General features: G+C 58.9%; 17 protein-coding genes and 1 riboswitch. Of the genes, 12 read left to right on the top strand and 5 right to left on the bottom strand.

Annotation, left to right across the window (positions count from 1 at the left end; all coding sequences use genetic code 11):
- Positions 1-7 precede the first annotated feature (7 nt).
- Entirely contained in the window at positions 8-610 is a 603-nt protein-coding gene (leuD, locus tag JEM67_RS04250; RefSeq protein WP_199638248.1) for a 3-isopropylmalate dehydratase small subunit, read from the top strand.
- A 134-nt stretch (positions 611-744) separates the two neighbouring features.
- Here leuD and JEM67_RS04245 read toward each other — a convergent pair whose 3' ends face one another.
- From JEM67_RS04245 to sgrT, 3 genes are all read right to left on the bottom strand, one after another.
- Complete coding sequence (locus JEM67_RS04245) at positions 745-2,217, bottom strand: DASS family sodium-coupled anion symporter (protein WP_013811484.1); 1,473 nt, start codon at positions 2,215-2,217, stop codon at positions 745-747.
- A gap of 142 nt (positions 2,218-2,359) precedes the next feature.
- Positions 2,360-3,565, bottom strand: a complete 1,206-nt coding sequence (locus JEM67_RS04240; protein ID WP_199638246.1) for a sugar efflux transporter — start codon at positions 3,563-3,565, stop codon at positions 2,360-2,362.
- A gap of 383 nt (positions 3,566-3,948) precedes the next feature.
- Positions 3,949-4,164, bottom strand: coding sequence for a glucose uptake inhibitor SgrT (sgrT, locus tag JEM67_RS04235; RefSeq protein ID WP_199638244.1), 216 nt, complete (start codon positions 4,162-4,164; stop codon positions 3,949-3,951).
- Between the two features lie 88 nt (positions 4,165-4,252).
- On the opposite strand from sgrT, the gene sgrR reads away from it, so the two are divergent.
- From sgrR to ilvN, 7 genes are all read left to right on the top strand, one after another.
- Positions 4,253-5,914: an HTH-type transcriptional regulator SgrR gene (gene sgrR, locus JEM67_RS04230; RefSeq protein ID WP_199638242.1), complete on the top strand. Its 1,662-nt coding sequence runs from the start codon at positions 4,253-4,255 to the stop codon at positions 5,912-5,914.
- 37 nt (positions 5,915-5,951) lie between these two features.
- Positions 5,952-6,077: riboswitch (TPP riboswitch) on the top strand.
- A gap of 55 nt (positions 6,078-6,132) precedes the next feature.
- A complete protein-coding gene (thiB, locus tag JEM67_RS04225) occupies positions 6,133-7,119 on the top strand; it encodes a thiamine ABC transporter substrate binding subunit (protein WP_013811480.1) in 987 nt (328 codons plus the stop codon).
- Entirely contained in the window at positions 7,095-8,699 is a 1,605-nt protein-coding gene (gene thiP / locus JEM67_RS04220; RefSeq protein ID WP_199638240.1) for a thiamine/thiamine pyrophosphate ABC transporter permease ThiP, read from the top strand. Before thiB ends, thiP begins: the two co-directional genes overlap by 25 nt.
- 114 nt (positions 8,700-8,813) lie before the next feature.
- Complete coding sequence (thiQ, locus tag JEM67_RS04215) at positions 8,814-9,518, top strand: thiamine ABC transporter ATP-binding protein ThiQ (protein ID WP_013811478.1); 705 nt, start codon at positions 8,814-8,816, stop codon at positions 9,516-9,518.
- A gap of 88 nt (positions 9,519-9,606) precedes the next feature.
- The gene (gene ivbL, locus JEM67_RS04210) at positions 9,607-9,723 is read left to right on the top strand and encodes an ilvB operon leader peptide IvbL (protein WP_208295193.1); all 117 of its coding nucleotides are present in this window, start codon (positions 9,607-9,609) and stop codon (positions 9,721-9,723) included.
- A gap of 111 nt (positions 9,724-9,834) precedes the next feature.
- Complete coding sequence (gene ilvB, locus JEM67_RS04205) at positions 9,835-11,529, top strand: acetolactate synthase large subunit (protein WP_199638238.1); 1,695 nt, start codon at positions 9,835-9,837, stop codon at positions 11,527-11,529.
- A gap of 3 nt (positions 11,530-11,532) precedes the next feature.
- Positions 11,533-11,826 (top strand): acetolactate synthase small subunit, encoded by a 294-nt coding sequence (ilvN, locus tag JEM67_RS04200; protein WP_199638236.1) that lies wholly within the window; start codon positions 11,533-11,535, stop codon positions 11,824-11,826.
- A gap of 146 nt (positions 11,827-11,972) precedes the next feature.
- Here the strand turns inward: ilvN and JEM67_RS04195 are convergent, their stop codons facing one another.
- On the bottom strand, positions 11,973-12,740 hold the full coding sequence (locus tag JEM67_RS04195; protein ID WP_199638234.1) for a DedA family protein: 768 nt from the start codon (positions 12,738-12,740) through the stop codon (positions 11,973-11,975).
- Positions 12,741-12,923: 183 nt separating this feature from the next.
- Here JEM67_RS04195 and JEM67_RS04190 point away from each other — a divergent pair, with 183 nt between their 5' ends.
- The 3 genes from JEM67_RS04190 (at position 12,924) to rluA (ending at position 19,168) form a co-directional block, all read left to right on the top strand.
- Complete coding sequence (locus tag JEM67_RS04190) at positions 12,924-15,287, top strand: DNA polymerase II (RefSeq protein ID WP_199638232.1); 2,364 nt, start codon at positions 12,924-12,926, stop codon at positions 15,285-15,287.
- 269 nt (positions 15,288-15,556) lie between these two features.
- Complete coding sequence (gene rapA, locus JEM67_RS04185; protein ID WP_199638230.1) at positions 15,557-18,463, top strand: RNA polymerase-associated protein RapA; 2,907 nt, start codon at positions 15,557-15,559, stop codon at positions 18,461-18,463.
- Positions 18,464-18,517: 54 nt separating this feature from the next.
- Positions 18,518-19,168 (top strand): bifunctional tRNA pseudouridine(32) synthase/23S rRNA pseudouridine(746) synthase RluA, encoded by a 651-nt coding sequence (gene rluA, locus JEM67_RS04180; protein ID WP_199638228.1) that lies wholly within the window; start codon positions 18,518-18,520, stop codon positions 19,166-19,168.
- A gap of 186 nt (positions 19,169-19,354) precedes the next feature.
- Here the strand turns inward: rluA and djlA are convergent, their stop codons facing one another.
- Entirely contained in the window at positions 19,355-20,161 is an 807-nt protein-coding gene (gene djlA / locus JEM67_RS04175; protein ID WP_004950081.1) for a co-chaperone DjlA, read from the bottom strand.
- 228 nt (positions 20,162-20,389) lie between these two features.
- Here djlA and lptD point away from each other — a divergent pair, with 228 nt between their 5' ends.
- Complete coding sequence (gene lptD / locus JEM67_RS04170) at positions 20,390-22,753, top strand: LPS assembly protein LptD (RefSeq protein WP_199638226.1); 2,364 nt, start codon at positions 20,390-20,392, stop codon at positions 22,751-22,753.
- Positions 22,754-22,773: the final 20 nt, after the last annotated feature.

The following is a 22,773-nucleotide window of genomic DNA, read 5'->3' as shown; positions in this document are numbered from 1 at the left end:
CACTACCGTGGCTAAATTTACTCAACATACCGGTTTAGTGGTGCCTTTGGATGCGGCCAACGTCGACACCGACGCCATTATTCCAAAACAGTTTTTGCAGAAAGTCACCCGTACGGGTTTCGGCCAGCACCTGTTTAACGACTGGCGCTTTTTGGACGACGCCGGCCAGCAACCGAACCCGGAGTTCGTGCTGAACAAGCCGCGCTACAAAGGGGCCAGCATCCTGTTGGCGCGTGAGAACTTCGGCTGCGGCTCCTCACGCGAGCATGCGCCTTGGGCGCTGACCGACTACGGTTTCAACGTGGTGATAGCGCCAAGCTTCGCCGATATCTTCTACGGCAACTCATTCAACAACCAGTTGCTGCCGGTGACACTGAGCGAACAGGACGTGGATACGCTGTTCAAGCTGGTGGTTGAAAACGAAGGTACCGAGTTTGTGGTGGATCTGGAAAATCAGACGGTGAATGCCGGTGGAAAAAGCTATCCGTTCGAGATCGACAGCTTCCGCCGCCACTGCATGATTCACGGGTTGGACAGCATCGGCCTCACGCTGCAACACGAAGCGGACATCTCCCGCTACGAGGCGCAGCAGCCGGCGTTTCTGAACTGATCGTCTTCCAATACCCTAAATAATTGGGGCTGCGGCAAGGCGGCAAGTGAGTCAATCCCCTGTCACTTGGCTAACCAAGTGACAGGGGTGCGCTCACGCAGTCAACACCGCGGCAACTTCAAGTATGACGGGAATTACCAGTAACCCAGCCACTTCCACCACGCCCCGCCGATCAGGATCCAGATCAACAGGTTAACCACGCTCACCACAAAACCGGTTTTCCACCATTCTCCCAGCGTCACGTAACCGGAACCGAAGACAATAGGCGCAGTGCCGGTACCGTAATGGGTCAGCGACATCATCAGAGAAGAGGCGAACGCCAGAATCAACCCCAGCAGCGCCGGCGGTGCGCCCAATGTCATTCCGGCAGCCAGAAAAGCGGCAAACATAGCGGTAACGTGAGCGGTGGCGCTGGCAAAGAAATAATGCGAATAGAGATAGATGGCGGTTAGCAAGATAGCGCCCCCCACCCAGCTCATCCCCATATGATCGATGCCGCTGCCGACGGAGTGCGACAGCCAGTCAATCAGCCCAAGCTTGCCGAGGAAACTGGCCATCATTACCAGCGCAGAGAACCACACCACCGTATCCCAGGCTCCCTTGTGCTTCAGCACGTCCTCCCAGCTCAACACGCCGGTCGCCAGCAGCACCGCCAGGCCGATTAGCGCCGCCGTGGTCGGGTTTACCAGCCACGCTGGGCCAAAGATCATCGCCGGAATGCCGGCCCACAGCACCAGCAGCAGGGCAAACACCCCTAAAGTGATTTTCTCCGGCAACGTCACCGGGCCCAATGCAGCGAGTTTTTCCCGCGCAAAACGCGGTGCGTCCGGGGTGCTTTTAATCTCCGGCGGGTACAACAGATAAAGCACCAGCGGTATCGCCGCCAACGAACAGAGCCCCGGCACCAGTGCGGCGAGCGCCCACATCGACCATGACAGTTCCAGGCTGCCGCCGGTGCCTTTGGCGATCAGGCTTACGATCAGAGGGTTAGACGCGGTGGCGGTAATGAACATCGCCGAGCTCACCGGGTTGATATTGTAATTCACCAGCGCCAGATAACGGCCAATCTTGCCGGAACTGTTCAGCTCCGGCCGGGATCCGAAGCTGTCGGCGATCGACTTCATTATCGGATGAATAATCCCGCCGCCACGGGCGGTATTGCTCGGGGTAACCGGCGCCAAAGTGAGTTCCGCCAGCGTCAGCGCATAGGCGATACCCAGCGTCTTTTTGCCGAACAGAGAAATAAAATAGTAACCGATCCGCGAACCCAACCCGGTTTTGTTGAGGCTAAAGGAGATCATGATCGAAAAGCCAATCAGCCAAATCAGCTGATTGGAGAAGCCGCTAAGCGCATCCTCCAGCGCTGCACCCGGTTTGCCGGGATTAGTCACCCCGGTGATTGCCACCAGCGCGATGGCCACCACCGAAACGGCGCCAATCGGCATCGCCTTGCCGATGATGGCGATGATGGTGCCGATAAACAGCGCCAGCAGATGCCAGGCATTGGGCGCAACCCCTTCAGGAACCGGGATGACAAACCAAATAAGCAAAACGGCGGCAACGGCACACAAAGAGGGGACAGGTTTGAGCGGTGTTAGTTTGTCCATGGCATACCCAAATGGTCTAAACGGATCGGCATCTCAGCAGCAAGATGGGCAAGAGCGCCGCTATCGCGCTCCAGGTCCGTATAGCTTGGGGTTCTGGCTTAATGTTCTCAATGACATGCGTCAATGTTAATGACGTTAGCGTTTACACTTCTCGAACCCGGATACTGATCCACAGCGCCACCACCGCCAGGGCTGTCGCCAACCAGTAAACCGCATAGTGCCCCAGGTTTTCCACCAGTGCGCCTTGCAACACGCCGGCCAGGATCACCCCGGTGGAAATGCTGTTGGTAAACAAGGTCGTCGCCGCACCTGGCCGCCCTGGCATCAGATCCTGGAAATAGAGCATGCCGATACCGGCGATGATGCCGATAAATATGGCGTTGAACAGTTGCAAGGCCATCAGCGCCAGCTTGAATTTAAACACCGCCAATCCGGCATAAAACAGGATGCCGGCCACCACGGCAAACAGCATCATATTGCGCTTGCCGAAACGTTTGACGTAATAACCGGCCAGCAGCATCGCCGGGATCTCCAGCCCGGCGGCCGTGCCCATCAACAACCCCGCAAGGTTTTCCGGCAGGCCCAGATCGGCGGTGATGTACAGCGGCATATCGATGATGTACAGGGTGTTGCAAGTCCACATCAGCATCGAGGCGATAAACAACAACCGCACATCGCGGTTTCGCCAGGCGCTGGCGGACGCTATCGGGGCCGAAGGCACACCGTCCAGCGCATCGCCCTGCGCCGCCGGTTGGGTGCGCGGCACTGAAGGCAAGGTAAACCACACCAGCAAGGCACAGATCGCGAAAGTGGCGGCGGCAATCCCAAACATCCAGGTAAAGCCGTAGTTCAACGCCAGCGTGAACGCCAGAGGTGGACCGATCACCCACGCCAGCGACAGCTGCGCACGCATGACCGAGCTGAACATCACCACTTCGCGCGCCGAACTATCGGCATACTCCCGCGCCAGAGCAAAAATCTGCGGCATGGCGGTATTGGCAATCGCCGACATCAGCACCCCGGCGGTGATCAGCGTCAGGTAGTCGCGGTTGAAGGCAAACAGCAGGCAGTTGCCGACCGCCATCAGGCAACACACCAGGATCAGCGTGCGTCGGTCACCACGCGTATCTGAACGCTTGGCCAGCAGAAAGCTGACGACGATGCCGGCAATGGCGTTGACGGTGTAGAACAACCCCACCCAAAGCGGCCGCACCTTGACTTCAGTGGTGAGGAACAGACTCAGCGTCGGTGCCATCAGCGCTCCGGCGATCCCGGAAAGAAAAGCAATCAGCAGGAATGCGGCAAAAATGGGATTAAAGCGGCGCGGCAACCCGTACAGTCGTTTCATATCTTCGTCCCTGCCCCTAAAGCGGAAGACAAAACCTTAGGCTACGGTGAAAAAATTGCAAGAACATCACCGCGACCGATAATAAAAAAACCAGTGGGCATGACCCCACTGGCTGGTGAACAACACCATTACTCAGAAACATTTTTGCTACCGCAACCTCAGAGGTGCTCGCGGTATTGCTTGTCCGTCATATCGAGGCTACGCCCCACCGTTGCACGTGAGCGCCGCTGGCTGTCATTTGGGCGTGCAGCAAGGCGCGTGTCGTGAGGTTTGGTGGGCCAAATAAGCGGCGCGCAACACAAATGTGCGCTCAAATGGCCCCAGCCCTTCGGGTCGCGCCCCAAAAATCCGTTTTCTGTGTTGGCGGGCTTGCCCATAGCCCACTATGGGTTGCTCCCTTCGTCGGGATAACGGGCTTTTGGGTCTGCGACGGCACCACGGTCAACGGTGGGACGTAGCCTAAGATCCCACTGGGTCAGGTGAGCCAACATCTCCAGGCGCGCCTGTTCCGGCACCAGTCCCAACCAATCGGCGTGCTGGCGGCGCACCGCGCTGAAGTAGCGCTGATAGAACTGTTTTGACAAGAAAGCTTTCATCATTCGCCCCTCCCCCATTCATTGAGGAAAATTATCGGCGTAATATGGGGAAAGATAAATTGATGAGTTGATGCCGGAGAGTTCCTCTTTTATGTCTACCTCACGTTTGCAACAGCAGTTCATTCGCCTGTGGCAGCGCTGCCACGGCGAGACCACCGACACCACGCTGCAAGAGTTGGCCGAAGTGCTCACTTGCTCGCGCCGTCACGTGCGTTCATTGCTCGGCGCCATGCAACAGCAAGGGTGGCTGACCTGGCAGGCGGAATCGGGGCGCGGCAAGCGATCGCGGCTGACCTTCCACTATACCGGTCTGGCCCTGCAGCAGCAGCGAGCGGAGGAACTGCTGGAGCAAGACCGCATCGATCAGCTGGTACAACTGGTCGGCGATAAAAACGTGGTGCGGCAGATGCTGCTGTCCCAGCTTGGCCGCAGTTTCCGGCAGGGTAAACATATCTTGCGCGTGCTCTATTATCGCCAGTTGTACAACCTGCTGCCCGGCTCTGCGCTACGACGCTCGGAAACTCATCTGGCCCGGCAGATTTTCAGCGGCCTGACGCGGATAAACGAGGAAAACGGGGAACTGGAGTCGGACCTGTCGCATCACTGGCAGGCGCTGACGCCTTTGCACTGGCGTTTTTATCTGCGCCCGGCGATACATTTTCATCACGGGCGCGAGCTGGAAATGGACGATGTGATCAGCTCCCTCACTCGTCTGATCCCTCAGCCGCTATTTTCACATATCGAGAGCGTAACCTCACCGACGCCTTTCGTGATTGACGTGCACCTGCACAGCCCCGATTACTGGTTGCCTTGGCTGCTGGGCAGCGTGCCTGCCATGATCCTGCCGCGCGAGTGGCAAAGCATGCCGGAGTTCTCGCGCCATCCGGTGGGCACCGGGCCATACAGCGTGGTGCGCAACCACCGCAGCCAAATGAAAATTCACGCCTTCGATGACTACTTCGGCTACCGTGCACTGATCGATGAGGTCAATATCTGGGTGCTGCCAGATATCACCGAGGACCTGGTGCATTCCGGCGTGCAGTTGCAGGCGGATGACACCGGCAACAACGAGCTGGAAAGCCGGCTGGAGGAAGGCTGCTATTTCCTGCTGTTCGATCAACGCTCTCCTCTGGCGGCCGATCCGGCCATTCGCAGTTGGCTGTGCGAGCTGATTAACCCCATCTCGCTGCTGAGCAATGCCGGAGCGGTTTATCAGCGCTATTGGTCACCGGCCTATGGCATCCTGCCGCGCTGGCATCACAATCGTGCGCTGGCGCAGCAGCCAAAGCCGGCCGGGTTAACCGAGCTGACGCTGACTTACTACAGCGAGCACTCGGAATTCCAGGCGATTGAGCAGGCAATTGAACCGCTGCTGACGCTGCACGGGGTACGGCTTAACGTGCAGACGGTGAACTACGACGCCTGGCATAAAGGAGAGGCCACCAGCGATCTGTGGCTGGGTAGCGCCAACTTCTACCTGCCGCTGGAGTTCTCGCTGTTCGCCACCCTGTATGAGTTGCCGTTGATGCAGCATTGCATGAATGACGATCTCGCCGCAGATGCGGCGTTATGGCGCGCCAATGCCCTGCCGCTGGCGGATTTTTGCCAACGGTTGGTCAGCGGTCACCAGTTACACCCGCTGTTTCATCATTGGCTGCAACTGCACGGCCAGCGCAGCATGCGCGGTGTGCGCATGAACACCCTTGGCTGGTTTGATTTTAAATCCGCCTGGTTTGCGCCGCCGGAAGCATAAGCGCCTTTCGCCGGCGCCCGTTAATCTCTACAATAGCGCCGTCTCAACGGGGTGCGAAACGGCGGCGGCGCGATGAAAACGCGGCGTGCAGGTTTTGCTGAGAACAAACCCGTCGAACCTGATCCGGTCAATACCGGCGGAGGGATTTGAGCATAGCGACCCGGTGTAATCACCTCGCCCTCAGATACCTTTGCCCCCTTATCTTTCAGGAGTGCAAAGTGGTCAAAAAAAGCCTGCCCTTATTACTGTTGTTGTGCGCCGCACCGGCGTTTGCCAAGCCCACGTTGACGGTCTACACCTATGATTCCTTCGCGGCCGACTGGGGCCCAGGCCCGGCGGTGAAAAAAGCATTTGAAGCAGACTGCAACTGCGAGCTGAAATTCGTCGCGCTGGAAGACGGCGTTTCGCTGCTTAACCGCCTGCGCATGGAAGGGAAAAACAGCACCGCCGACGTGGTGCTGGGGCTGGACAACAACCTGCTGCAGGCCGCGCAACAAACGGGTTTATTCGCGCCAAGCCGCGTTGACGGCGCCAAACTGAGCGTGCCGGGCGGCTGGCAGGATAAAACCTTCGTGCCTTATGACTACGGCTACTTTGCCTTCGTTTACAACAAAGAAAAGCTGAAGAACCCACCAAAGAGCCTGCAGGAACTGGTCAACGGCGATCAAAACTGGAAGGTGATCTACGAAGATCCGCGCACCAGCACCCCAGGCCTGGGCCTGCTGCTGTGGATGCAGAAAGTGTTTGGCGATAAAGCGCCGGAAGCCTGGCAGAAACTGGCGAAGAAAACCGTCACCGTCACCAAGGGTTGGAGTGAAGCCTACGGCCTGTTCCTGAAAGGCGAAGGCGATCTGGTGCTCAGCTACACCACCTCCCCGGCTTATCATCTGATCGAAGAGAAGAAAGACAGCTACGCCGCGGCCAACTTCAGCGAGGGCCATTATCTGCAGGTTGAAGTGGCAGGCAAGCTCAAGGCCAGCAAGCAGCCTGAGCTGGCGGAGCGCTTCATGCAGTTTATGGTGACCCCGGCGTTCCAGAACACCATTCCAACCGGTAACTGGATGTACCCGGTGATCAAGACTCAACTGCCGGCCGGTTTTGAGCAAATGACCGTACCCCAGACCGCGCTGCAATACAGCGCCGAAGAGGTCGCCAAACAACGCGGTAGCTGGATCCGGGCATGGCAAACCGCCGTCAGCCGCTGATCCCGCACTGGCTCTGGCCGGGGCTGCTGGCCGCCGGCCTGATCCTGACCGTCGCCGCGCTGGCGATGGGCTCGCTGTGGCGGCACGCACCGGAAAGCGATTGGCGTGGCCTGTGGCAGGACAGCTACCTGTGGCACGTAGTCCGCTTTACCTTCTGGCAGGCGTTGCTGTCCGCGCTGATCTCGGTGCTACCCGCCATCGCGCTGGCCCGCGCGCTGTATCGCCGCCGCTTTCCCGGCCGGCTGTTGCTGCTGCGGCTGTGCGCCATGACGCTGGTGCTGCCGGTATTGGTGGCGGTGTTCGGCCTGCTCAGCGTGTATGGCCGGCAGGGCTGGCTGGCATTGCTGTGCGGCTGGCTCGGCATCAACTACAGTTTTTCCCCCTATGGTCTGCAAGGCATCCTGCTGGCGCATATGTTTTTCAATCTGCCGCTGGCCGCCCGCCTGCTGCTGCAGGCGTTGGAAAACATTCCGGTCGAACAGCGCCAACTGGCGGCTCAGCTCGGCATGAACGGCTGGCAACAGTTCCGCTTCGTCGAGTGGCCGGCGTTGCGCCGCCAAATCCTGCCGAGCGGCGCGCTGATCTTCATGCTCTGTTTCGCCAGCTTCGCCACCGTGCTGTCACTGGGCGGCGGGCCGCAGGCCACCACCATAGAACTGGCGATCTACCAGGCACTCAGCTATGACTACGATCTCAGCCGCGCCGCCCTGCTGGCGCTGATCCAGTTGGCGTGCTGTCTGGGCCTGGTAGTGCTCAGCCAGCGGCTGAGCCAGGCGCTGCCGGTCGGCAGTACCCAGGCCCACATCTGGCGCAATCCCGAAGACAGCCTGTGGCGTCGCGCCAGCGATTTTCTGCTGATCGCCGCCGCCCTGCTGTTGCTGCTGCCCCCGCTGCTGGCGGTGATTGCCGATGGCGCCAATCAGACGATGGTCAACGTCCTGCAACAGCAGGTGCTGTGGCAAGCGTTGTTCACGTCACTGCGTATCGCGCTCGGGGCCGGCGCGTTGTGCGTGGTGTTGACCATGATGCTGCTGTGGAGCAGCCGTGAACTGAAGCTGCAACAGCGGCTACGCTGGGGCCAAACGCTTGAACTGAGCGGCATGGTGATTCTGGCGATGCCGGGGATCGTACTGGCCACCGGTTTCTTCCTGCTGTTGAGCGATACTGTCGGGTTGCCGCAATCGCCCTATGCGTTGGTGATCCTCACCAATGCGCTGATGGCGGTACCCTACGCCCTGAAGGTGTTGGAAAACCCGATGCGAGACCTGGCCGAGCGTTACAACCCGCTGTGCCTGTCGCTGGGTATGCACGGCTGGCAGCGGCTGCGCTGGATCGAGCTGAAAGCGCTGCGCCGCCCGCTGGCGCAGGCGCTGGCTTTCGCCTGCGTACTGTCGATCGGCGATTTCGGCGTGGTTGCCCTGTTTGGCAACGAGCAGTTCCGTACTCTGCCTTTTTACCTGTATCAGCAGATCGGCGCCTATCGCAGCAATGACGGCGCGGTCACCGCACTGTTGCTTCTGCTGCTGTGCTTCCTGCTGTTTACCCTGATCGAACGCTTACCGGGGCGCTCTGCCCAATAGATTTCAAGCTGCAGCAAGGCGGCGACTGAGCGAATTCCCAGGGGCTTAGTCCACTAAGTGACTGGGATAAGTGAAGAAAGCCAACACAGCGGCAACTTGAAAGATGAAGGACATATGCTGACGCTTGAAAAACTGACCTATCTGTATGAACACCTGCCGATGCGCTTTGACCTGCGTATCCAGCCGGGCGAACGTGTCGCGGTGCTCGGCCCCAGCGGCGCGGGTAAAAGCACCCTGCTCAGCCTGATCGCCGGTTTCCTGCCGGCCGCCAGCGGCAAGCTGCTGCTGAACGGTAGCGACCACACCGGCACGCCGCCGGCCAAAAGGCCGGTCTCGATGCTGTTTCAGGAAAACAACCTGTTCGCCCACCTGAAGGTAGCGCAGAACATCGGATTGGGCCTTGACCCCGGGCTACGGCTGAACGCGGACCAGCAACAACAGTTGGCGCAGATTGCCCGCCAGGTGGGGTTGGAAGAGCATCTGCAACGCCTGCCGTCGCAGCTTTCCGGTGGCCAGCGCCAGCGCGCAGCCCTGGCTCGTTGCCTGATTCGCCAGCAGCCCATTCTGCTGCTCGACGAGCCGTTCTCGGCGCTCGACCCCGCGCTGCGCAATGAGATGCTGCAACTGTTGCAAGAGGTTTGCGACCAACGCAACCTGACGCTGCTGATGGTGTCGCACAACCTGGATGACGCCGCACGCATCGCGCCGCGCACCCTGTTGGTGGTCGACGGGCGGATTTATTACGACGGCTCCACGCAGGCACTACTGGACGGCAGCGCGCCGGAAGCCCGGGTGCTGGGCATTTCGCACAAACCGTGATCTGCAGCGCGTTTTTTATGCTGGACGAATAAACCTGTTGTGCGAATTTTTCGCCTGTGGTTTTATAAAAACCTGACTTTTATTATTGATGATAAGGTTCCCTGTGATCGCATCCTCGCTGACTTCGACCCTACTAGTTACCGCGCTACCAGCCGCGGTGATGGTCGTCGTGCGTGTGGTGGTGGTCGTCGGCAATGCGCCGTAGGGTCCGAATCAACGCATCGATTCCCAAACCCCGCCGGCGCAAACCGGGCGGGGTTTCTTGTTTTAGCCCCCTGCCCAGAAAAGCGAACCGGCCCTGAGAAAGGATAGGAACATGGCAATTTCGGGCACGCCACATCAAGGCCAACGCTTCACCGGCGCAGAACTGATCGTTCATTTGCTGGAGCGCCAGGGCATCACCACCGTAGCCGGCATTCCCGGCGGCGCAGCACTGCCGCTGTATGACGCGCTGAGCCAAAGCACCCGCATTCACCACGTGCTGGCACGCCACGAACAGGGCGCGGGCTTTATGGCGCAGGGCATGGCGCGCGCCAACGGCAAGGCGGCGGTCTGCATCGCCTCCAGCGGGCCGGGGGCGACCAATCTGGTCACCGCCATCGCCGACGCCAAACTCGATTCCATCCCGCTGGTGTGCATCACCGGCCAGGTGCCCTCTTCAATGATTGGCACCGACGCCTTCCAGGAAGTGGATACCTACGGCATCTCGATTCCCATCACCAAACACAACCACCTGGTGCGCGACATCCGCGAACTGCCGCAGGTGATCTGCGACGCATTCCGCATCGCCGAATCCGGTCGCCCCGGCCCGGTATGGATTGACGTGCCGAAAGACGTACAAACGGCGGTGATCAGTCTGGATGAACTGCCGCCCGTCGCAGTGCCTGACGCAGCGCCGGCCTTTGAAGCCGCAGCAGTGGCGCAAGCCGCCGCAATGATCAACCAGGCCAAGCGCCCGGTGCTGTATCTGGGTGGCGGCATTATCTGCGCCAACGCCTACCAACAAGCGATTGAGCTGGCCGAACGCGCCAACCTGCCGACCACCATGACGCTGATGGCGCTGGGTGCCATGCCGGTGCAGCATCCGCTGTCACTGGGCATGCTGGGGATGCATGCGGCCCGCAGCACCAACTTTATTCTGCAGGAAGCCGATCTGCTGATCGTATTGGGCGCACGCTTTGACGATCGGGCGATTGGCAAAACCGAACAGTTCTGCCCTAACGCCAGCATCATTCACGTGGATATCGATCGCGCCGAACTGGGCAAGGTGAAGCAAGCGAATATTGCCATTCATGCCGACGTCGGCCAGGTGCTGCAACAACTGTTGCCACAGATTGAAGCGCAGCCGCGCAGCGAGTGGCTGGACACCGTCAACGGCCTGAAACGCGAGTTCCCGTTCAGCATGCCGAACGCCGAAGATCCGCTGAGCCACTATGGGCTGGTGCTGGCCGCCGCGCGCTGCGTGGATGAAAGCGCCATCATCACCACCGACGTGGGCCAGCATCAGATGTGGGTGGCGCAAGCCTATCCACTCAGCCGGCCGCGCCAGTGGCTGACCTCCGGCGGCCTGGGCACCATGGGCTTCGGCCTGCCGGCGGCTATCGGCGCAGCACTGGCCGAACCGCAGCGCAAGGTACTGTGCTTCTCCGGCGACGGCAGCCTGATGATGAACATTCAGGAAATGGCGACTGCCGTCGAGCACAATTTGGACGTGAAGATTATCCTGATGAACAATCAGGCGCTGGGGCTGGTGCATCAGCAGCAAACCCTGTTCTACCAGCAGCGCATCTTTGCCGCCGCCTACCCGAAACGCACCGATTTTATCAAAATTGCCGCTGGTTTCGGGCTGGACACCTGCGATCTGAACGCCGCAGAAGATCCGCAGACCGCGCTGGCCGAGGCGATCCAACGCCCTGGCCCGTGCCTGATCCACGCGCTGATCGATATCAATGAAAAAGTCTTCCCGATGGTGCCGCCGGGCGCCGCCAACATCGACATGATTGGAGAATAAGCCATGTCAGAACAACACAATAATCCACAGGTGATCCTTGAGCTGTCGGTCCGCAACCATCCCGGCGTGATGTCGCACGTGTGCGGTCTGTTTGCGCGCCGCGCCTTCAACGTGGAAGGCATTCTGTGCATGCCGCTGAAAGACGGCAAGCAGAGCCGCATCTGGCTATTGGTGGCGGACGATCAACGGCTGGTGCAAATGATCAGCCAGGTAGAAAAACTCGAGGACGTGCTGCAGGTGAAACGCCACAGCGAAGATGTGCGGGTGTTTGAACAGTTGGAAACGTTCTTCCAATAATGATATCCCCGTCGTATTTCAAGCGGCAGCGTTGTTGGCTGCGTCCCTAAACCCCAGTCACTTACCTAAGTAAGCTCCGGGAGTTTAGGTTCTTGCCGCCTAGCTGTCGCATGAAATCCATAGGGGATAAAATTTGCTGTCCGACATCAGCCGGCCAGCACCTTCCACAGCAGATGCCGATACACCGGCATCAACGGCTGTTGGTATAGGGAGTAAAAGGTACCGAACGCCAGCACCCAACTCAGCACGCAAGCCATCCGCAACCGCACCGGCGGCAGCCAGGTGCTCAGCCGATCGGCACTGCGCTTGCCTTCACGCCACCAACGCCAGCTCAACCAGGCGGCCAGCCAAATCAGCACCACCACCGCAAACAGCAACCATTTGAATAACGCGCTGTTGGCGCTGGCAGGAATGTCTATCGCCACACCGGCCAGAATACCCGGGAAGAAATAGACCGGCGGCCAGGTGATGCAGCCGACAATGTTAGGCAGGGCGAATTTGTACGGCGGCAGATCGAGCATCCCGGCCACCATCGGCACCAGCGGGCGCGTCGGGCCGACAAAACGGCCAATCAGAATGGTCGCCATACTGTGTTGATGCAGCGCGTGCTCGGTCTTGTCCAGCATCGCCTTGTTCTTTTTTAGAAATGACCAGCGGTGCAGTGGCCCCTTGAAAGCACGGCCGATAAAGTACGAGATCCAATCCCCCAGCAGGCAACCGAGGATCCCCGCCCCCCAGGCGTAATAAAAATCCACCTGGCCGCTGCCGATCAGCGCGCCGATGCTGGCCATCATTACCGTTCCCGGCAACAGCAACCCCACCAGTGCCAGCGATTCCAGGAACGCGACAAACATGACGACCATCAGAGTGAAAGCCAATGACTGGGTGATCAAATGCTGCAAATAGGCTTCCATAAACCTCTACTCGTTATCAAAAGCGCGTGGGCGTGGGATTGTCCGGTGCGGCCGGAGGTGAGTCAACCGATGAATTGTATGCGTTTTTAGCGGAACCGCCCGGCAATGGACAAACACTGTATAAAAACCCATACTGTAACTTATGCCTATCCCCTTTCAGTTTAGCTTCTCAGGAACCGCGTGATGTCACTCCAACAGGGTTTTCTGCTCACCCGCCACTGGCGCGATACGCCCGCAGGTACCGAGGTGGAGTTCTGGCTGGCGACCGACCACGGGCCGCAGCAACTTCGCCTGCCTCCGCAAACCTCCGTGGCCTTTATCCCCGCCGAACAGCGCCAGCGCGCTGAGCTGTTGCTGCGTGAAGAGCGGCAACTGGAGCTGAAAACCCTGCCGCTGACCGATTTCCATCACCGCCCGGTGCTGGGGCTGTATTGCCGTCAGCACCGTCAATTGATCAAACTGGAAAAGCTGCTGAAAGACGGCGGCATCACTGTCTACGAAGCCGATATCCGCCCGCCGGAACGCTACCTGATGGAGCGTTTTATCACTGCGCCGGTGTGGTTCAGCGGCCGGCCCAACGGCAGCGGCCCACTGCTCGACGGCCAGATGAAACCGGCGCCGGATTATCGCCCGACGCTGAAAATGGTCTCGCTGGACATTGAAACCACCGCCCACGGCGAGCTGTATTCAATCGCGCTGGAAGGTTGCGGCCAACGCCAGGTGTACATGCTGGGGCCGGTCAACGGCGGCAATGAACCGCTGGATTTCGAGCTGGAATACTGCACCAGCCGTCCACAGATGCTGGAGCGGCTGAATCAGTGGCTGGAACGGCACGATCCGGACGCCATCATCGGCTGGAACCTGGTGCAGTTCGATTTGCGCGTACTGCAAAAACACGCCGAGCGCTATCAAATCCCTCTGCGGCTGGGCCGTGGCGGCAACCTGCTGGAGTGGCGCGAGCACGGCTTCAAGCAAAATCACTTTTTCGCCTCTGCCGCCGGGCGGCTGATTATCGACGGTATAGAAGCGTTGAAATCCGCCACCTGGAACTTCCCTTCTTTCAGCCTGGAATACGTAGCGCAGGCGCTGCTGGGAGAAGGTAAATCCATCGATAACCCTTACCAACGGATGGCGGAAATCGATCGGCGCTTCGCCGAAGACAAACCGGCGCTGGCGCGCTACAACCTGAAGGACTGCGAGTTGGTCACGCGGATTTTCGCCAAAGCCGAGCTGCTGACCTTCTTGCTGGAGCGAGCGACCGTCACCGGGCTGGCGACGGACCGCAGCGGCGGCTCGGTGGCCGCGTTCAGTAACCTGTATATGCCGCGCATGCACCGGCTGGGCTTTGTGGCGCCCAACCTCGGCGAGCAGCCGGAGGAACACAGCCCCGGCGGCTTTGTCATGGATTCCCAACCCGGCCTGTATGATTCGGTGCTGGTGCTGGATTACAAAAGCCTGTACCCGTCGATCATCCGCACCTTCCTGATCGATCCGGTCGGGCTGGTGGAAGGCATGCAGCACCCAAGCGATGCCGATTCGGTACCCGGTTTTCGCCACGCGCGTTTCTCGCGCGGCAAACACTGCCTGCCGGCGATCGTCGAACAAATCTGGCAAGGACGCGAAGCGGCAAAGCGCCAACAGAACAAGCCGTTATCCCAGGCTTTAAAAATCATCATGAACGCGCTGTACGGCGTGTTGGGATCGAGCGGCTGTCGCTTTTTCGATCCCCGCCTGGCGTCGTCGATCACTCTGCGCGGCCATGAGATCATGCGCCAGACACGCGAACTGATCGAGGCACAGGGCTATCAGGTGATCTACGGCGACACCGATTCCACCTTCGTCTGGCTGAAACAGCCACACAGCGAACAGCAGGCGGCGCAGATTGGCAGGGCGCTGGTGCAACAGGTTAACCACTGGTGGCAGCAGCATCTTCAGCAGCAATTCGGGCTGGAGAACGCGCTGGAGTTGGAGTTTGAAACCCATTACTCGCGCTTCCTGATGCCCACCATCCGCGGCGCCGAGCAGGGCAGCAAAAAGCGCTATGCCGGGCTGATCGTCAAAGCCGACGGCAGCGAAGAAATGGTCTACAAAGGGCTGGAAACGGTGCGTACCGACTGGACGCCGCTGGCGCAACAGTTCCAGCAGTTGCTGTACCAGCGCATATTCAAACAGCAGCCGTATCAGGATTTTGTGCGTGAATACGTCAGCAAAACGCTTAACGGCGACTTTGACGATCGGCTGGTCTACCGCAAGCGCCTGCGCAGGAAACTGGAAGAGTATCAGCGCAACGTGCCGCCGCATGTCCGCGCAGCCCGTATCGCCGACGACTATAATCGTCAACAGGGGCGGCCGCTGCAATATCAGAGCGGCGGCTGGATCAGCTACGTCATGACAGTGGCTGGGCCGGAACCCCTGGAGACCCAGCAATCGGCGATTGATTACCAGCATTATCTGGACCGCCAGTTGCAACCGGTGGCAGACGCTATACTCCCTTTTCTGCATGACGATTTTACCACGCTGGTCACCGGGCAGATGGGGCTATTCTGACATTGCGCCCGCCATGCGGGCTTTGGCGAAGGGTTAAGAAAAATCATCGGGTTTTGCAGGTGACGAACGCGCCGCCTTCCATTACCATAGCGCCCTTCCCAAATTCTGAACCACGCTGCGCCCATGCCGTCTCGCGACGCCCGCATGGCGTGAACAGCTATTGCCCGTCAAATTAAAATAAACCGGGATTAGCAAACGTTTGATACAGGTGCCGCGGCCCTTCCCGCCCGGTAACAAGACTTACTTAAAAAGAATCGAGCCAACAACATATGCCTTTTACACTTGGTCAACGCTGGATCAGCGATACGGAAAGCGAATTAGGTCTGGGAACCGTCGTGGCGCTGGATGTGCGCATGGTTACCCTGCTTTTCCCCGCCACCGGTGAAAACCGCCTCTATGCCAGAAGTGACTCGCCAATCACCCGCGTGATGTTCAATCCGGGCGACACCATCAGTAACCACGAAGGGTGGGAGCTGCAGGTAGAAGAGGTCAAAGAGGATAACGGCCTGCTGACCTATATCGGCACCCGCCTGGACACCCAGGAAAGCGGCGTGGCGATGCGCGAAGTGCTGTTGGACAGCAAACTGACCTTCAGCAAGCCGCAGGACCGTCTGTTTGCCGGCCAGATCGACCGTATGGATCGCTTCGCCCTGCGTTTTCGCGCGCGTAAATACCAGAGCGAGCAGTATCGCCTGCCGTTCGCCGGCCTGCGCGGCATGCGGGCCAGCCTGATCCCCCACCAGTTGCACATCGCTTATGAAGTCGGGCAGCGCCATGCGCCGCGCGTACTGCTGGCGGATGAGGTCGGTCTGGGGAAAACCATCGAAGCCGGGATGATCATCCATCAGCAACTGCTGGCGGGCCGCGCCGAGCGCGTACTGATCGTGGTGCCGGAAACGCTTCAACACCAGTGGCTGGTCGAAATGATGCGCCGCTTCAACCTCTATTTCTCGCTGTTCGACGACAGCCGTTATTCGGAAGCCAAACTCGACAGCAGCAATCCGTTTGAAACCGAACAGTTGGTGATCTGCTCACTGGACTTCGTGCGCCGCAACAAGCAGCGCCTGGAAGAGCTGGCGGACGCCCAGTGGGATCTGCTGGTGGTCGATGAAGCCCACCACCTGGCCTGGAGCGAAGACGCGCCGAGCCGCGAATACCAGGTCATCGAACAACTGGCGGAACACATCCCTGGCGTACTGCTGCTGACCGCAACCCCGGAGCAGCTTGGCCAGCAAAGCCACTTCGCCCGTCTGCGCCTGTTGGATCCGAGCCGTTTCCACGATTACCAAGAATTCGTCAGCGAACAGCAAAAATACCGCCCGGTCGCCGATGCCGTCACCCTGTTGCTGAGCGGCGAGCGTCTGGCCGATGACAAGCTGAACATGCTGGGCGAACTGATCGACGAGCAGGACATCGAACCGCTGCTGAAGGCCGCCAATAGCGACGCCGAGGGTGCAGAGCAGGCGCGCCAGGAACTGGTCACCATGCTGATGGATCGCCACGGCACCAGCCGCGTGCTGTTCCGCAACACCCGCAACGGCGTTAAAGGCTTCCCGCACCGCAATCTGCACCAAATCAAGCTGCAGCTGCCGACCCAGTACCAGACCGCCATCAAAGTGTCCGGCATCATGGGGGCGAAGAAAACGGTTGAAGCACGCGCGCGCGACATGCTGTACCCGGAGCAAATCTACCAGGAGTTCGAAGGCGAGAACGCCACCTGGTGGAACTTTGATCCGCGCGTAGAGTGGCTGCTGGACTACCTGGTCGCCAACCGCGATAAGAAAGTGCTGGTGATCTGCGCCAAGGCCGACACCGCGCTGCAACTGGAACAGGTGCTGCGTGAGCGTGAAGCGATCCGCGCTGCGGTGTTCCACGAAGGGCTGTCGATTATCGAGCGTGACCGCGCCGCCGCCTACTTCGCCTCAGAAGAAGACGGCGCCCAGGTGTTGCTGTGCTCGGAGATCGGTTCCGAAGGCCGTAACTTCCAGTTCGCCAGCCACCTGGTCATGTTCGACCTGCCGTTCAACCCGGATCTGCTGGAGCAGCGTATCGGCCGTCTGGACCGTATCGGCCAGATGCATGAAATTGAAATCATGGTGCCGTACCTGGAAAACACCGCTCAGGCGGTGCTGGTTCGTTGGTTCCATGAAGGGCTGGATGCCTTTGAGCACACCTGCCCGACCGGCCGCACCATTTATGACAGCGGCTATGAGCAGTTGATTGGCTTCCTGGCTACGCCGACCGAACATGCAGGGCTGGACGAATTCATTCACGCTTGCCGCCAACAGCACGACCACCTCAAGGCGCAACTGGAGCAGGGCCGCGATCGCCTGCTGGAAATGCACTCCAACGGCGGCGAGAAAGCTCAGGCACTGGCGGAGGCCATCGCCAATCAGGACAACGACGTCAATCTGGTGGGCTTTGCGCTTAACCTGTTCGACATCGTCGGCATCAACCAGGACGATCGCAGCGACAACCTGATTGTGCTGACGCCGTCCGATCACATGCTGGTACCGGACTTCCCTGGCCTGCCGCAAGACGGCTGCACCGTCACCTTCGATCGCGAGCAGGCGCTGTCGCGTGAAGACGCGCAGTTCGTCAGTTGGGAACACCCAATCATCCGTAACGGCCTGGACCTGATCCTGTCCGGCGATACCGGCAGCTGTGCGGTGTCTCTGTTGAAAAACAAGGCGCTGCCGGTCGGCACCTTGCTGGTCGAACTGGTGTACGTGGTGGAGGCGCAGGCGCCGAAACACCTGCAACTGACCCGCTTCCTGCCACCGACGCCAATCCGCATGCTGATGGACCGCAAAGGCACCAACCTGGCGGCGCAGGTCGAATTCGAAAGCTTCAACCGCCAGTTGAACGCGGTCAACCGCCATACCTCCAGCAAGCTGGTCAACGCCGTACAGCAGGACGTACACGCCATGCTGCAACAGGCGGAAAACCTGGTTGAAGACCAGGCGCGCGCGCTGATTGAACAGGCGAAACAGGAAGCGGACGACAAGCTGAGCACCGAACTGGCGCGTCTGGAAGCGCTGAAGGCGGTTAACCCGAACATCCGTGATGACGAAGTGGAAGCGCTGGAGTTCAACCGTAAACAGGTGCTGGTCAACCTGAATGAAGCGGGATGGCGTCTGGACGCTATCCGTCTGGTGGTGGTCACTCACCAGTAACCTGCGTTACGGGGAACTCCGGTTCCCCGTACGGTCACTTTCAGCGGAGCCAAGATGGAACCCTACAATCCCCCTCAGGACCCGATGCATATTCTGTATCAGGATGAGCACATTATCGTGGTCAACAAGGCTAGCGGCCTGCTGTCGGTGCCCGGCCGCGCGCCGGAAAACAAAGACAGCCTGATGACGCGCATTCAGGCGGACTTTCCGGCCGCCGAATCGGTGCATCGTCTGGATATGGCAACCAGCGGGGTGATTGTGGTGGCGCTGAACAAGGCCGCAGAGCGTGAGCTCAAACGTCAGTTCCGCGATCGCGAGCCGAAGAAATGCTATATCGCCCGCGTATGGGGCCATCTGGAGCACGATGAAGGGGTGGTGGATTTACCGCTGATTTGCGACTGGCCGAACCGGCCGCTGCAGAAGGTGTGTTTCGAAACCGGCAAAGCGGCGCAAACCGAGTATCTGGTGTTGTCGCGCGATGCCGATGGCAGTACGCGGGTAAAACTGACGCCGATCACCGGCCGCTCTCACCAGTTGCGTGTGCATATGCTGGCGCTGGGCCACCCGATCCTCGGCGACGGGTTCTATGCGCACCCCGAAGCCAAGGCAATGGCGCCGCGATTGCAACTGCATGCGCAGGAACTGCGCATCACCCATCCGGCATTCCTGACGCCGATGCATTTCCGCGCCGAGCCGGATTTCTGAATCGCATTTAAAACGGGCCCAGCATGCTGGGCCCCTGCGGCTCGAAGTATGACGAATCTATACCCTAAATAATTGGCGTTGCATCGAGGCGGCAAGCCTGGAAATCCCCGGGAACATAGCCAACTATGTGACCAGGGTGAGCAGGCGCAACCAACAAAGAGGCAGCGTCAAGTATGACGGGTATAGTTATTTGAAGCCTTTCTCGCGCTTGATCAGGTCATACGCCGCCTGAATCTCCTGCGCTTTCTGCTTGGCCATTTCCATCATTTCCGGCGGCAAACCTTTCGCCACCAGTTTATCCGGATGGTGTTCGCTCATCAGCTTGCGGTAGGCGCGCTTGATGGTGGTAGCGTCGTCACTGCTGCTGACGCCCAGCACTTTGCAGGCATCCTCCAGCGTTGGCCCGCGTTGCGCTTGCTGATAGCCGCCCTGCTGGCCGCCGCCAAACTGGCGCCCGCCTTCCATCATGCTGAGGAACTGATCGAACTGCGCGCGTGAAATGCCCAGCTCTTCAGCGATCACATACAGCACCTGACGTTCGTTCGGATGCAGCGAGCCGTCGGCAAACGCTGCCTGGATTTGAATTTCCAGAAACATCCGAATCAGGTCAAAACGCCCGAAACAGATGCTGCGGAACTGCTGCAGCGTCTCTCTCAGCGGGAACTGGCTCTGTTTGCCTTCGCGAAACGCCTGCTGCGCCGCCGTACGGGCTTCGCCGTGCAGTTGCAGACGATCCATAAACAGGCTGGCGATCTGAATATCCGCCTCGGTAACGCGCCCTTTTGATTTGGTCAGGTGACCCATCACCTGAAAAGTGGTGCGGAAAAACAGCGTTTGCCGCGTTTGCTGATCGGCGAAAAAGCCCCGACTGCGCTTGTTGCTGCGCGCAGTGTCGATCATATGACCGACAATCAGCCCCAAAACTACACCCCAGAATCCCGCGCCAGACCAAATGGCAACGATGACCCCGAGCAGTTTTCCCCAATACTGCATATACTCCTCAATTATCATGCCGAAAGCCGCCGGCTCCCTTGTGTCTTAGATAAGGGTTAAGGCGATTTTTCCCAGGATTTGGATTATCATACCTGTCATTTATCTTTGCGCCTAACGACGACGCAAGTAAACGGCAGGATTTAACACTAGCGCAACGCAGATGAGTGATATAGTCTCTGACCGTTTGCCGGACATGACGCCTCTGATGACGGAACACCAAAACCGCGTATGAAAAAAAGTTTCCCAACACTGCTGGCCACAATGATTTGGACGGCACTCTACAGTCAGCACGCGCTGGCTGATCTGGCCGAGCAATGTATGCTTGGCGTCCCTGTTTATGACAAACCGCTGGTCAGCGGCGACCCGAACAGCCTGCCTGTCACTATCCATGCGGATGACTCTAAAGCAGACTATCCGAAAAGCGCCCTGTTCACCGGCAACGTGAATATTGAACAAGGCAACAGCACCCTGACCGCCAAGCAAGTGGAACTGAACCAGACGCAAAATCCGGGGCAGACCGAACCGGTACGCACCGTGACTGCGACCGGTGACGTGCACTACAGCGACAATCAGATCAAGCTGAAAGGCCCGAAAGCCTGGTCAAACCTGAACAACAAAGATACCGACGTCTATGAAGGCGACTACCAAATGGTAGGCCGTCAGGGGCGTGGCGACGCCGACAAAATGAAGATGCGCGGCGCCAACCGTTACACCATTCTGGAAAACGGCACCTTTACCTCTTGTTTGCCTGGCGACAACAGCTGGAGCGTCGTCGGTTCAGAAGTGATCCACGACCGCGAAGAGCAGGTGGCCGAAGTCTGGAACGCCCGCTTCAAAATCGGTGGCGTACCGGTGTTTTACAGCCCGTACCTGCAATTGCCGGTCGGCGATAAACGCCGCTCCGGTTTCCTGATCCCGAATGCAAAATACGGCAGCAACAATGGCTTTGAGTTCATGTTGCCGTATTACTGGAACATCGCGCCAAACTTCGACGCCACCATCACACCGCACTACATGTCCAAACGTGGCCTGCAGTGGCAGAACGAATTCCGCTATCTGGTGCAGCCCGGCCTGGGCCTGATGGAGTTCGACTGGTTGCCGGATGACAAGGAATACAGCAAGGACAACCCTGACGACAGTACCCGCTGGTTGTTCTACTGGAATCACAACGGCGTGATGGATCAGGTGTGGCGTTTTAACGTTGATTACACCAAAGTCAGCGACTCCAAATACTTTACCGATCTGGACTCAAAATACGGCTCTACCACCGACGGTTACGCAACGCAGAAATTCAGCGTCGGCTATGCCATCGACAACTGGGATGCCACCTTAAGCTCCAAGCAGTTCCAGATCTATGACGGCACCGACCGCAGCCAATCGGATTCGTACAAAGTTCAGCCGCAACTGGACCTGAACTACTATAAAAACGATCTTGGCCCGTTCGATTTGCGTATTTACGGCCAGGCGGCCAAGTTCACCAGCGTTAACCCCTACAGCCCGGATGCGACCCGTTTGCACCTGGAGCCGACGCTCAATCTACCGTTGACCAACGGTTGGGCCAGCCTGAACACTGAAGCCAAACTGCTGGCCACCCATTATCAGCAGGATATTCCTGACGGCTTTGCCAACAACTACAAGAGCCGCAACGGCAACGACGCGCCAGACCTGCAAGACTCGGTCAACCGTGTGCTACCGCAGTTCAAGGTCGACGGCAAGCTGGTGTTCGAGCGCCCGATGATCTGGAACGAAGGCGCTACCCAGACCCTCGAACCGCGCTTCCAGTACCTGTACGTGCCCTATCGCGACCAAAGCAACATCTATACCTACGACACCACGCTGCTGCAGACCGACTACTCCGGGCTGTTCCGCGACCGCACTTACAGCGGCCTGGATCGCATCGCCTCGCAGAACCGTGTATCCACCGGTTTAACCACGCGAATTTATGATGACGCGCTGGTTGAACGTTTTAACGCTTCCGTGGGTCAAATCTACTACTTCAGCCGTTCACGTACCGGTGACCAGACGACGAACTACGACAACAACGATAATACCGGCAGCCTGGCTTGGGCTGGCGATACCTATTGGAAGATTGACGATCGTTGGGGACTGCGTGGCGGGCTGCAGTATGATACGCGCCTGAACAGCATCTCATTGGGCAACGGCGTGCTGGAGTACCGCCAGGACGCTGAACGCGTTCTGCAGTTGAACTACCGCTACGCAACGCCGGAATATATCCAGACGGCGCTGAACACCAGGCAGGTTCCAGCCTATCAGGACGGGATCTCTCAGGTGGGCGTAACCGGCAGTTGGCCGATTGTCGATCGCTGGTCAATCGTGGGCGCTTATTACTACGACACCCGCGCGCAACAGTCCGCCGATCAGTTGCTCGGGCTGAAGTACAACACCTGCTGCTGGGCGGTGACCCTGGGCTATGAACGCAAGATCACCGACTGGAACAACAGCAACCAAAGCAGCGTTTATGACAACAAAGTTTCATTCAATATCGAACTGCGTGGCCTGAGCAGCGATCACAGCCTGGGCTCCGCGGAAATGCTGCGTTCCGGCATTCTGCCTTACCAGCGTGCGTTTTGATACTTTGTAACACTTTGAAA

It is taken from the genome of Serratia sp. PAMC26656 (assembly GCF_016469055.2).
Lineage (GTDB): Bacteria > Pseudomonadota > Gammaproteobacteria > Enterobacterales > Enterobacteriaceae > Serratia > Serratia plymuthica.
Note: the sequence above shows the minus strand (reverse complement) of the source record. Positions and strands in the feature narration are given on the sequence as shown.